General features: G+C 62.3%; 11 protein-coding genes. 2 read left to right on the forward strand and 9 right to left on the reverse strand.

Annotation, left to right across the window (positions count from 1 at the left end):
- Nucleotide 1: 1 nt before the first annotated feature.
- The 8 genes from VR71_RS13500 to VR71_RS13535 form a co-directional block, all read right to left on the reverse strand.
- Nucleotides 2-1,312 carry a c-type cytochrome gene (locus VR71_RS13500; RefSeq protein WP_045684758.1) on the reverse strand — a complete coding sequence of 437 codons (1,311 nt, stop codon included), beginning with the start codon at nucleotides 1,310-1,312 and terminating at the stop codon, nucleotides 2-4.
- A 2-nt stretch (nucleotides 1,313-1,314) separates the two neighbouring features.
- The gene (locus VR71_RS13505; RefSeq protein WP_254656478.1) at nucleotides 1,315-2,475 is read right to left on the reverse strand and encodes a formate dehydrogenase subunit gamma; all 1,161 of its coding nucleotides are present in this window, start codon (nucleotides 2,473-2,475) and stop codon (nucleotides 1,315-1,317) included.
- Between the two features lie 182 nt (nucleotides 2,476-2,657).
- Complete coding sequence (fdh3B, locus tag VR71_RS13510; protein ID WP_008279844.1) at nucleotides 2,658-3,254, reverse strand: formate dehydrogenase FDH3 subunit beta; 597 nt, start codon at nucleotides 3,252-3,254, stop codon at nucleotides 2,658-2,660.
- A 12-nt stretch (nucleotides 3,255-3,266) separates the two neighbouring features.
- A complete protein-coding gene (locus tag VR71_RS13515) occupies nucleotides 3,267-6,236 on the reverse strand; it encodes a formate dehydrogenase subunit alpha (RefSeq protein ID WP_009817714.1) in 2,970 nt (989 codons plus the stop codon).
- Nucleotides 6,237-6,340: 104 nt separating this feature from the next.
- A complete protein-coding gene (locus tag VR71_RS13520; protein WP_009817713.1) occupies nucleotides 6,341-6,532 on the reverse strand; it encodes a ubiquinol-cytochrome c reductase iron-sulfur subunit N-terminal domain-containing protein in 192 nt (63 codons plus the stop codon).
- 54 nt (nucleotides 6,533-6,586) lie between these two features.
- Nucleotides 6,587-7,216 carry a molecular chaperone gene (locus VR71_RS13525; protein WP_045684762.1) on the reverse strand — a complete coding sequence of 210 codons (630 nt, stop codon included), beginning with the start codon at nucleotides 7,214-7,216 and terminating at the stop codon, nucleotides 6,587-6,589.
- Nucleotides 7,213-7,827, reverse strand: a complete 615-nt coding sequence (locus VR71_RS13530) for a DUF3306 domain-containing protein (RefSeq protein ID WP_045684764.1) — start codon at nucleotides 7,825-7,827, stop codon at nucleotides 7,213-7,215. Before VR71_RS13530 ends, VR71_RS13525 begins: the two co-directional genes overlap by 4 nt.
- Nucleotides 7,824-8,378, reverse strand: coding sequence for a DUF3305 domain-containing protein (locus VR71_RS13535; protein ID WP_045684766.1), 555 nt, complete (start codon nucleotides 8,376-8,378; stop codon nucleotides 7,824-7,826). Before VR71_RS13535 ends, VR71_RS13530 begins: the two co-directional genes overlap by 4 nt.
- 388 nt (nucleotides 8,379-8,766) lie before the next feature.
- On the opposite strand from VR71_RS13535, the gene VR71_RS13540 reads away from it, so the two are divergent.
- Entirely contained in the window at nucleotides 8,767-10,728 is a 1,962-nt protein-coding gene (locus tag VR71_RS13540; protein WP_045684768.1) for a 4Fe-4S binding protein, read from the forward strand.
- On the opposite strand, the gene VR71_RS13545 is transcribed toward VR71_RS13540, so the two are convergent.
- Entirely contained in the window at nucleotides 10,722-11,501 is a 780-nt protein-coding gene (locus VR71_RS13545) for a hypothetical protein (protein ID WP_045684986.1), read from the reverse strand. The two genes, VR71_RS13540 and VR71_RS13545, sit on opposite strands and share 7 nt — an antisense overlap.
- A gap of 63 nt (nucleotides 11,502-11,564) precedes the next feature.
- On the opposite strand from VR71_RS13545, the gene VR71_RS13550 reads away from it, so the two are divergent.
- On the forward strand, nucleotides 11,565-11,759 hold the full coding sequence (locus VR71_RS13550) for a DUF6494 family protein (protein WP_009817707.1): 195 nt from the start codon (nucleotides 11,565-11,567) through the stop codon (nucleotides 11,757-11,759).

Here is an 11,759-nt window from a genome sequence, read left to right on the forward strand (position 1 = left end):
CTCAGTTCCTTCTTGTTGCGGTCGCCCGGCGCAGATAGTCGATCATATCCTGCCGGTCCTCTGCCGCTGTGATCCGTTGCATCGGCATCTTGGAGCCGGGAATATAATGATCCGGTCCAAGGTCAAAAAGCGCGTCAATGGTGTCGTCAGTCCAGACGATCCCCGATCCGTCGAGGATCTCGGAATAGGCATAGCCGGGCACTGTGCCGGCACGACGGCCAAAGACACCGTAGAGGGTCGGACCCGCCTTGCGCGAGGGTGGCGGCGTCAGCGCGTGGCAGATCGAGCATTTTCGCATGAATTGCCGCTCGCCATTCTCCATCTCCTGCGCAGGCCGCAGAAAACTGTGCTCTGTTTCGCCCGCCGGATCATAACTGTCCAGCATGTCCACCGGCCAGCCATAGACCACCTCGCTCAGGCCGCCCGCATAGATCATACGCCCGTCCGGCGAAAATTCCAACGCCCAGACCGGGCCGCGCGCCATGGCCTGAAAATCGCGGGTGATCGTCCAATCCTCCGTGTCGATCACCATGATATAGCCCTGCCCATCGCCCGCCGCCAATTGCGCGGTTGCCGCGTGATAGGCCAGCGACAGAACCGGCCGGCGCTCCAGCGTGAAATCGGCGATCTGCTGACCGCTCCTCGGGTCGACCACCCGCGTCGCCCCGTCGACCGCGCCATAGGCCAGCCAGGCATCGTCCGGCCCCAGAACGATCCGATTGATGCCAAATCCCTGATTGAGCACCTCGCGCGGAGCAGCCCCCGCCTCGTGCCAGCGCCATTCCCGCAACGACCCGTCGGCTGACGAGGAATACAAGAGCGCTCCGTCCCGGCCAAAGGCGACATCGCTGACCGCCCCGTCATGCCCGGTGAGAAACCGTCCCTTGCCCCCCGCCACCGGCCAAATCCCGATCGAGCCATCCCAACTGGCCGAAGCGATCCATTGCCCATCCGGCGACACATCAAGCGCCGCAATCTTGCCCTTGTGCCCCTCCAGACGTGTGCCCTGCCCGGTCGCCATGTCCCATACGATCACCGCGAAATCATCGCCCCCGGACACCAGCCGACCGGCCTCCAGTGCCTCGACCGTCACCACCGCTGCCGCATGGCCCTCCAACCAGCGGGGCGTGCGCCCCTGCCACAGCCCCACGGAATTGTCGAAACTGGCTGAAATCACCTGCCCGCTCTCGGGCATGATTGTTAGCCCCATGACAGGCCCACCATGCCCCTTGAGTGTGGTAAACTCCTCAGCCGCCAGCGGGCTTGTCCCCGCCAGCGCCCAGAACCAGAGACCAAGGGCGCGTGCACGCATGGCTACTCCGCAGGTGTGGCGGCCTTGCCGTGAACCGGCGCTTCGCCCTTTTCCTGCAATTCCTTGAGCCACAACCCATGATGCTCACGCGCCCATTGCTCCTCGACCTCGCCCGAGCCCATGGCATCATAGGCACCCTCCATGCCGACAGAGCCGATATAGATATGCGCGAGGATAATCGCGGTCAGCACAAAGGCCATGATGCTGTGCCAGAGCGTCGCCAGTTGCATTTCCTCATGCGGCGCCAGCATCACCGGCAACTCGCCATAACCCACCGCCTGCGGCAATCCTGTCTGATTGAGAAGGGCAAAGGTCTTGGCAAACATCGGCAATTCGAATGGAAAGAGCAGCGACAGGCCAGAGGCTGAGATGGACGCGCCAAACACGATCACCGCCCAGAAGATCATCTTTTGACCCGCGTTGAACTTCTTGGCGGGCGGATGCACACCCTTGCTGAAAATCCCGCCGCCCACGGCCAACCATTTCAGGTCCGTCCGGTTGGGAATATTGTGCAGAACCCACATGAAGAACACCATCACGAGGCCAATCATAAACGCCCATGAGATGTTGTTATGCACCCATTTTGACCCGATCGCGATGGTCGAGAACGCCTCGTGCCCCAACAGCGGAATGACCACCATACGGCCAAAGAGTACGAGCAGCCCGGTGATCGCCAGCACGACAAAAGAGCCCGCCATGAGCCAATGGCCAAACCGCTCGACCGCCTGAAAGCGCGTCACAGTGCGCCCGGTCTTTTCGCCGTCAATGCGGATTCTGCCCCGAATGAGGTAGAACAGCGCCAAGAGCGCCACCGTGCCTCCCAGCAACCACGCGCCATAGGTCGCCAGCGGCCCCTTGCGGAATTGCAGCCAGTTCATGCCGCCGTCCTGAATGAGCACCCGCGCCTCCGGCCCGCCGGTTGAGACCTTGACGTCATCAAGCCCATAGCGCAGCGCGCGCCACACATCGGCATCCGAAGATCCGCCCAAAGTGCCCAACTGCCCCGCCATCCCCGCCGCGTCATCCGGGTTGCCGGTGGCGTCACGGCGGAAACTGTCGTCGACCTTCTCGCCGCGCTGCCGGGCCAGAATATCGTCCAGAGTTTGTGCGCCGCCGGTGACGGACCGGTCAGGCCCAGTGGTCGTTGGCGTGTCCTGCGCCATGGCGGGCAGTGCGAGCAGAAAACACAAAGCCAAGCTGAGAAATGCGCGCATGATGTCCTCGATCTAAGTCTGATTTATCCGATTTCTTCAAAAGAAATCAGATCGGAAGCTTTTGAGGTTTCCGATTGTGTTCGGGCCGGTGCCAAAGGTCATGTCACCCTCCGGCACCGGCATTAGCGCGATCAGCCGCCGCTCTGCTGACCGTAAGCAGAGCCCCAGCCCCAAGCACCCGAGCCGAAACCACGGGCCACGACGCGCTCGCGGTAGATGGCCGACACGACGTCGCCATCCCCTGCCAACAGCGCCTTGGTCGAGCACATCTCGGCGCAGATGGGCAATTTGCCCTCGGCGATCCGGTTGCGCCCATACTTCTGGAACTCGGCCTCCGAGTGGTTCTCTTCCGGACCACCGGCGCAGAAGGTGCATTTGTCCATCTTGCCCCGGCTACCGAAATTGCCCGCCTGCGGGAACTGCGGCGCACCGAACGGGCACGCATAGAAGCAGTAGCCGCAGCCGATACACAGATCCTTGGAGTGCAACACGATGCCCTCCTCGTTCTGGTAGAAGCAATCCACCGGACAGACCGCCATACAGGGCGCATCCGAACAGTGCATGCAAGCCACCGAGATCGAACGTTCACCGGGGCTGCCGTCGTTGATCGTCACCACCTTGCGGCGGTTGATCCCCCACGGCACCTCGTGCTCGTTCTTGCAGGCCGTGACGCAGGCGTTGCACTCGATGCAGCGTTCGGCGTCGCATAGAAACTTTGCTCTTGCCATGTCTCTGTCTCCTTACGCTGGCATGATCTTGCAGAGAGTACACTTGGTCTCCTGCATCTGCGTGACCGAGTCGTAGCCATAGGTCTGTGCGGTGTTGGTGCTTTCGCCCAAGACATAGGGATCGGACCCGGCGGGGTAATTCTCCCGAAGATCCTTGCCCTCGAAATGACCGCCAAAGTGGAACGGCATAAAGACGACGCCTTCTGCCACCCGCTCTGTCACCATCGCCATGACCTTGACCTTGGCACCTTCAGCGCCTTCGACCCAGACCTGCGCACCATCCCGCACACCGATGTTATTGGCATCGCGCGGGTTGATTTCGACGAACATGTCTTGCTGCAATTCGGCCAGCCACGGGTTGGATCGGGTCTCGTCCCCGCCGCCCTCATACTCGACCAGACGGCCAGACGTGAGGATGATCGGATACTCTTGCGAGAAGTCCTTTTGCTGGATCGAGGCATACATGGTCGGCAGACGCCAGAACTTGCGGTCCTCATAGGTCGGGTAATCCGCCACCAGATCACGACGGCTCGTGTAGAGCGGTTCGCGGTGCAGCGGCACCGGATCGGGGAAGGTCCACACAACGGCCCGCGCCTTGGCATTGCCAAAGGGCGCGCATTCATGCGCAATCGCCACCCGCTGAATCCCGCCCGAGAGGTCGGTCTTCCAGTTCACGCCACCCACTTTTGCCGCGTAATCCGAGGGCAACTCGCCCTGCTGGCTGGTTTCGCCGACTTCCTCGGTGCCCGGCCGCGTATCGCGGAAACCAGCCACCCAGTCGATCATGGCCCGCTCCTGCGCGGTCAGATCGCCATCCCAACCCAGATCCACCAGCATCTGCATGGTGAATTCGGGATAGCCATCCTGAATCTCCGAGCCAGCCGAATAGACACCCTCGGCCAAGAGATTGTCACCCTCACGCTCGACGCCGAACCGAGCCCGGAAGGTCAAACCGCCCTGAGAGACCGGCAACGACATATCATAGAGATTTGCCGTGCCCGGATGGTTCATCTCTGCCGTGCCCCAGCAGGGCCATGGCAGACCGTAATAATCGCCATCGGCCGGACCGCCCTTGGCGCGCAACGTGGTGCGGTCAAAGGTGTGCTGGTTCGCCATATGCAGCTTGAGCCGCTCCGGCGATTGCCCTGTATAGCCAATCGTCCACATGCCGCGATTGAACTCGCGGGTGATGTCCTCGACATTGGGCTCGCCGGTGTCATCCATCGCGATATTGCGGAACATCTTGTCATCAAAGCCGAACTTCTTGGCAAAAAGCGCAAGGATCTCGTGGTCAACCTTGGACTCGAACAGCGGAGCCATCACCTGATCCCGCCATTGCAACGACCGGTTCGAGGCGGTGACAGAGCCGCGCGTCTCGAATTGTGTCGTCGCAGGCAGCAGGTACACACCGTCGGTGCGGTCGTTCATGACGGCAGAGACCGTCGGGAACGGGTCGACCACGACCAACATGTCCAGCTTTTCCATCGCGGTTTTCATTTCCTTGCCGCGTGTCTGGCTGTTGGGTGCATGACCCCAGAGAACCATGGCCCGCACGTTGTTGGGCTGGTCCATATTCTCCTTGTCTTCAAGAACACCGTCGATCCACCGGGAAACCGTGATGCCGTTGAGGTTCATCATCTTGGTTTCGCCAAAGGAGGCATCCGAGAACCGGCCTTTCAACCAGTCAAGATCTTCGTCCCAAACTCGCGCCCAATGGGCCCAGGAGCCTTCCGCCAGACCATAATAGCCGGGCAGCGTGTCCGCCAGAACGCCCAGATCGGTCGCGCCTTGCACGTTGTCATGGCCGCGGAATATATTGGTGCCGCCCCCCGCTACACCCATGTTTCCAAGGGCCAGTTGCAGAACGCAATACGCGCGGGTGTTGTTGTTGCCGGTGGTGTGCTGCGTGCCCCCCATGCACCAGATCACGGTGCCCGGACGGTTGTTGGCCAGCGTCCGCGCCACGCGGCGCAGCTGGCTGCCTGGAACATCCGTGACACGCTCGACCTCTTCGGGCGTCCACTTGGCCACCTCATCCTTGATCTGATCCATCCCCCAGACGCGGGTGCGGATGAATTCCTTGTCCTCCCAGCCATTCTCGAAGATGTGCCAGAGGATACCCCAGATCAATGCCACGTCCGAACCGGGACGCATGCGCACATATTCATCGGCATGTGCCGCCGTGCGGGTAAAGCGTGGGTCACAGACGATCAAAGGCGCGTTGTTCTGCTCCTTGGCCTTCAGCACATGCAGCAGGCTGACAGGATGCGCCTCTGCCGGGTTTCCGCCGATGATAAAGATGGCTTTGGAATTGTGGATGTCATTGTAGCTGTTGGTCATGGCGCCGTAGCCCCATGTGTTCGCAACACCGGCCACGGTCGTCGAGTGACAGATCCGCGCTTGGTGGTCGACGTTGTTCGTGCCCCAATAGGCGGCGAACTTGCGGAAGAGATAGGATTGTTCGTTATTATGCTTGGCAGATCCCAGCCAATAGACAGAATCCGGGCCGCTCTCTTCGCGGATCTTCATCATGCCGTCGCCGATCTCGTTGATCGCCTGCTCCCAGCTGATGCGCTTCCACTCTCCGCCTTCTTTTTTCATCGGATATTTGAGACGGCGCTCGCCATGCGCGTGTTCGCGCACTGCGGCCCCCTTGGCGCAATGCGCGCCCAGATTGAACGGGCTGTCCCAGCCGGGCTCTTGTCCCGTCCAGACGCCATTCTGCACTTCGGCGACGACCGTGCAGCCGACCGAGCAATGCGTACAGACGGATTTCACCGTCTTTACGGCCTCATTTGCGGCGCTCTGCGCATTGGCGCGGGTCACGGTGCCCCCCATGGCACCAAGCGCGGCCAGGCCACCAATGGCCAGACCGCTACCGCGCAGGAACGCGCGACGATCGACGGACGACCCGGCGACCTCAGACAGGATACTGGTCCGCTGGGGGCGTCGTGCAACCCCGTTGGTCTTTTTCCTCAGCATGTTTCTATCTCCTCCCTAGGCCCTCTTGGGCTGGGTACTGCGGTTTCCTCTGACAGTCGGGCCTGAAGCAACCAGTCGTCAGCGGCGGGTGATTTCGTCCGATCCTAGAAACGGGCGCTCTCGAAATAGGCGCGGGTATGCGCGGTGTCCTGCATCTCGTTGGATGTCAGATCAGGCTCTGCGGCCTCTGCCGTGCCCGCCATCACCACGGTTGCAACCGCGACTGCGGGTGCGCCAGTGGCAGCCAGTTTGAGGAAATCACGGCGGCTGCTGCCAGCCTCGGTTTTCCGGGTCATATAGGTCTCCCTCCCCTCATTATGACGGATCGCTCCGCCGGTTGCGTCACGGGCTTACGCCCCGCTCATTCGAAAGCCTTGCGCCTCGATCTCCATGAACACCCGACCGACCGCGCCGACCGAAGCGTAGAGAACCGAATGGGTCGCCGCCTCCAAATCCGTGAAAAAATGCCCGGCCCAGGGGCCGATATGCTTGCCAAAGAACGCCTGCTGATCGCTGAGCGTCGCAGGCTTGCCAAACCGCCCCCGAATGAGGCCCGCCATCATCTCCATCAAGGAGGCGATGTTGTCCTCGGGCTCATAGACATTCTGCGCCCGCGTCATGCCGCGCGCGGCCATGTCGCGGCGCAATCCGGCAAGCGGCTTTTCATTGAGAAAGCCCGTCAGGTAATAGCTCGCATAGGGCAGCAACTCGCCCCGGCCCAAGCCGATGAACAGCGCATTGAACTCGCGCTCGACACCTGCGGGCGTGCTGACCTTGGCCACCCGCGCCAGCGCTGATACAGCCTCGCCCATCGGGGTGGCATCGCCGCTCAATCCGGCGGTCTTGGTCAACATGTCCTGTCCCGGTGACCGCGCCAGAATGGCCGCCAGAAAATCGTAGAGATCGGCACGCAAACGGTCTTCGGCGGCAATCTCCGGCATCACGGTCTCTTGGGTCATGATCGCCTCTTGTTGGGTCATGCGGATACTCCGGTCTGATTTTCGAATTGAAACCGCATCCTGCGGCGCGGCGCGGCAACCGGGTCAGACGCCTCATCAGCCGCGTCCGCAACGTCAGATGCTACGTCTGCCGGCGCCACCTCTGCCAGCGCCACCTCGGCCTCCGGCTCCTCCACGTCCACCTCGACCACCGCCTCCTCCGCGACCGGCGGATTGGCCAGCGCTTCGGCCTGCCGGGCCATTTCCTCGACATGCGCCAACATGCCCTTGCCCACCTGATAGGCGGTCTTCATATCCGGCACCACCATGGCGCTATCGGTGTAATCTTCGGCATAATCGACCAACCCGTCGATATTGGCCAACACCGGATTGCTGACCCACAACCGCCGCAGCGCCCGTCGACGCAGCCGCTCCGGCACCGCCTTGCCCATGAAGGCGCGAAAATCATCGCCCAATTGCAGCGTATCGGGATCAGGCAAGCCGAGCTCCTCACAGAGCTCCTCGTCTGTCTTCTCGGCCAGCTCGACCTCACGCGCGGCCAAATCCTGAACGTCCGCAGCCCGCGCCTCTTCGCGCGCCTCGGCTTCAACCTGCGCCTTGCGGCGGGACCAGAAACCCAACCCCCGGCTCAATTCAGCCTCCCCCGGCGCATGCGCTCCGGCGTGGCAAAAACATCGCGCGGCTGCACGATGCGCGCATCGCCAATTCCATCCTGCGCCGGACCTTCGCCCAGTTTGTCACGGCGGCGCTTCTTGAACACTTCTTCCTCGTGATGCGCCTCGATAAAGTCGCGGACCAGCGCCACCAGCCCCTCGGGCATGGGCACCTTTTCAACGATATCTTCGCCATTATCCGCATAGTCCTGCGCCTCGAATGGCGAGGCGGTGACCAGAACCACGTCAAAGGGCGCAGCGGCAAGATCAGCCCCCACACGGTTGCGCAACATCACAAAGACCGATGGCACCTGCGCGGCAAGGGCATTCAGATAGGCCTCTGTCTGCGTGTGGTGCAGATCCAGCATGACGGTTCCGGCGTGATACTCCACCATGTCACCGTCGCGCCGCAATTCACGCCAGTCGGCGGGCGACGCCCCTGGCAGAACCGCGACCGCACGCCACGCCCAAGCCGCCCAACGGGTCACACCGGGCGTTCTGCGCATGACGACACCAAGTGGCACCATCATCTGTTTGTCGTGGCTGTGGGTCACGCTGTCGTGCCATCCCCTTGCTGCGTAATCCCGAGATTGGTCCAGTTATCTGACCGCGCAAAGCCATTTTTGTGTGCGACAGTCCACATAAAGTCCGATCCGGACATTTTGGACCACCTCACCCGGCGCTACGATCGCTTCAGGACAAATTGTCCACTTTGCCCCTGTCCATGCTGCACTGCCGCATGGCAAGATGTTGAAAACAAACAGAATCAATCAGGATTAAATCGGGGGTCATCTTACCCCCCTCGTCGCGCTCACCCCATCCGAATTGCGGTTTACGGGCGCTTCGAATCATGCCTACTCTCTGCGCAACGAGACCGCGCAGGTCCGCTTCCCAGACGTGCCAAACACCGGGGTAAACATGCCTAAACACCTGATTTTGTGCGATTGTTCCGCCACTCAGACGCTTGACCCCGAGGGTCTCGCCACGGCAACAGGTCTGACCTGTTCGCGCCTGCATAGTGCGCTTTGCACCGATGAAATCGAGTCCGCGACCAAGGCGATGGCCTCCGGCGACGCTATTATTTGCTGTGCTCAGGAACGCCGCATCTTTGAGGAGCTGGCCCTTGATCTGGAGGTAGAGAGCCCCGCATTCCTCGACTTGCGCGACAGGGCCGGCTGGTCCGACGATCCGGCCCCGAAACTACCCAAAATGGCCGCGCTTCTGGCCGAAGCCAGCCTGCCCATCCCGCCGGAAAAGACCCTTGATGTCATATCAGAGGGTCTATGCCTTATCATCGGCGCGTCTGACGTTGTTTTGCCCGCTGCGGAAAAACTGGCGCCCCTCTTGGGCGTGACGGTGCTCTTGACTGACGACATAGACCCGCCCGAGGCGCGCGATTTCGACACCATCCGGGGCCGGATCACGCAGGCGCACGGCACGCTGGGACAGTTTGACCTGCGCATCGACGCGCTGCAACAGGTCAATCCCGGCGGGCGTGGCGCGCTACGCTGGACCGCGGCGCGCGACGGTGGGCAGACGCAATGCGACGTGCTCCTTGACCTGCGCGGCGGCACGCCCTTCTTTCCCGCCCCCGAAAAGCGCGACGGCTACCTGCGCGCCGATCCCGGCAGCCTGCATGCGGTCTCGGACGTGGTATTTCAGGCCGCCCAGATGATCGGCACCTTCGAAAAACCGCTCTATGTCGCGCTAGAGCCGCTGATCTGCGCCCATTCCCGCGCCGAACAGACCGGGTGCAGCAAATGTCTCGATATCTGTCCCACCGGTGCGATCACGCCGGATGGCGATCACGTCAGCATTGATCCGATGATCTGCGCGGGCTGCGGCGCCTGCGCCGCGCGCTGCCCCTCGGGGGCCATCACCTATGACGCGCCGCCGCCCGACATGACCTTTCGCCGCATTCAGACGCTGGCGCAGGCCTTTCGTCGCGCAGGCGGCACCGCCCCGCGCCTGCTTGTCCATGATGCCACCCACGGCACCGAGATGATCCGCCTTGCCGCCCGCCACGGGCGCGGGTTGCCCGCCGATGTGATCCCGTTAGAGGTTTCGGCGCTCGCGGGCTTTGGCCATGCAGAAATCCTCGCGGCCCTCGCCTCGGGCTTTGCCGAGGTGGCAATCCTGCTCGCCCCCACCACCGAACGCGACGCACTGGATCAAGAGGTGCCGCTGGCACAGGCCATGGCAGGCACAGCCACAGACGCCGTGCATCTCCTCGACCTCACCGACCCCGACGCGCTCTGCGATGCGCTCTATGGCGCACCCCCGCCCGCCCCCCTCGCCAGCCCGGTCCTGCCCATGGGCAGCCGCCGTCAGGTCGCGCGCCTTGCCGCCAAATCCCTCAACCCCTCGGGCGGCACCCTACCTTTGCCCGCCGCCGCCCCATACGGTGCGGTGCTGGTCAATACCGACGCCTGCACGCTCTGCCTCTCCTGCGTCTCGCTCTGCCCCTCGGGCGCGCTGATGGACAATGAAGACAAACCGCAACTCCGCTTTCAAGAGGATGCCTGCCTGCAATGCGGCATCTGCGCCACGATCTGCCCGGAAAAGGCGATCACGCTCGAACCGCGCATGAACCTTGACGATAGCGCCCTCACCCAAGTCGTGCTGAACGAGGAAGAGCCATTTGCCTGCGTCGAATGCGGCACGCTCTTTGGCTCCAAGGCGACCATAAACCGCATCACCGAGAAACTCGCGGGCAAACACGCCATGTTCGCCACCTCGGATGCCGCCCGCATGATCCAGATGTGCGAGGGCTGCCGCATCAACGCGCAGTTCAACTCCGCCGACAATCCCTTTGCCATGGGCGAGCGCCCGCGCGTGCGCCGCACCGAAGATTACCTGACCAAGCGCAAGGATCACTGAACTTGGATCGGCGCGCCCAGATCGGCGGGGGTCAGCCCCGCCACATAGGCGATGATCGCCTCCAACTCATCGAGACTGACTTCGATGGGCGAAATCGGCGAGGGCAGATGGCTGGCAAAGGGCTGGGTCACGCCCTCGACTTGGGTAAAGGCAGGATGCGGCCTGAGCGCGTAAAAACTCTGAAACCGCGCATCCCAATCCGCAAAGCTGCGCAGCACGGCAAACGACGGGGTGGAACCGATGGCGCTCATGCGGTTCTCGGGGGCCACTACATGACAGCGCCCACAGAGAAGCAGCGAGGCCTGCTTTCCCACCGCGGCATCCCCGTCAAAGCTCTGCGCGACCTCTGCCTCTTCAACAATCTCCGGCAGGCGAAAGGGCGCAACGCCCGCGACCTCATAGCTCGTCACCGTGCGCTGCCCGATCTCAGACGTCAGCCAATCGGCAAACTTTGCCGCCCCCGGATGCTTGCCCTCAATCGCCATGCGCCAGAGCACCCCCGCCCCCTCGAACACCGCGCGCTCCCCCTGCGACCCCAGCGTGATCTCGGCCTCTGCGCCCTCGTCCACCACCTCGACCCGCACCCCGGTCTTGAGTGCAAAGCGTGGAATGATATGCTCCAGCAGCCCACTCTGGGCCAAGGCCACCGGCGCGCTCAGGCGAAAGCGCTTGTCATCGGCCCGCACCACACCGGGCAAGAGCCAGACCACCACCGCGAGCCACAACATCGCGATCCGGGTCAGGCGATTGCAGAGATCCGTCAACAGGCGCATACCCAAGCCTAGAAAACCGCCTATATCGGCGTCAAGCATTCTGAATAACAAAGGGAGAAACCGATGAGCGACGATTTCAACATGTCGATGCGCAAATTCCTCAAACAGGTGGGCGTCACCTCGCAACAGGCCATCGAAGATGGGCTGCGCAAGAAGGGCGCCACCGCTGGTCAGGAATTCACCGCCAAAATGGTTCTGACCGTCGATGGTCTCGACATCGAACATACCGTGACCGGCAAGATCAAAGGGCAGGACTGA

This window comes from Roseovarius sp. BRH_c41 (assembly GCF_000961715.1).
Taxonomy (GTDB): Bacteria; Pseudomonadota; Alphaproteobacteria; order Rhodobacterales; family Rhodobacteraceae; genus Roseovarius.

What these genes read in the sequence shown, in the direction of transcription:
- VR71_RS13500 (WP_045684758.1), bottom strand. Translation starts at nt 1,312, where the DNA reads ATGCGTGCACGCGCCCTTGGTCTCTGGTTCTGGGCGCTGGCGGGGACA.
- VR71_RS13505 (WP_254656478.1), bottom strand. Translation starts at nt 2,475, where the DNA reads ATGGCGCAGGACACGCCAACGACCACTGGGCCTGACCGGTCCGTCACC.
- fdh3B (WP_008279844.1), bottom strand. Translation starts at nt 3,254, where the DNA reads ATGGCAAGAGCAAAGTTTCTATGCGACGCCGAACGCTGCATCGAGTGC.
- VR71_RS13515 (WP_009817714.1), bottom strand. Translation starts at nt 6,236, where the DNA reads ATGCTGAGGAAAAAGACCAACGGGGTTGCACGACGCCCCCAGCGGACC.
- VR71_RS13520 (WP_009817713.1), bottom strand. Translation starts at nt 6,532, where the DNA reads ATGACCCGGAAAACCGAGGCTGGCAGCAGCCGCCGTGATTTCCTCAAA.
- VR71_RS13525 (WP_045684762.1), bottom strand. Translation starts at nt 7,216, where the DNA reads ATGACCCAACAAGAGGCGATCATGACCCAAGAGACCGTGATGCCGGAG.
- VR71_RS13535 (WP_045684766.1), bottom strand. Translation starts at nt 8,378, where the DNA reads ATGATGGTGCCACTTGGTGTCGTCATGCGCAGAACGCCCGGTGTGACC.
- VR71_RS13540 (WP_045684768.1), top strand. Translation starts at nt 8,767, where the DNA reads ATGCCTAAACACCTGATTTTGTGCGATTGTTCCGCCACTCAGACGCTT.
- VR71_RS13545 (WP_045684986.1), bottom strand. Translation starts at nt 11,501, where the DNA reads ATGCGCCTGTTGACGGATCTCTGCAATCGCCTGACCCGGATCGCGATG.
- VR71_RS13550 (WP_009817707.1), top strand. Translation starts at nt 11,565, where the DNA reads ATGAGCGACGATTTCAACATGTCGATGCGCAAATTCCTCAAACAGGTG.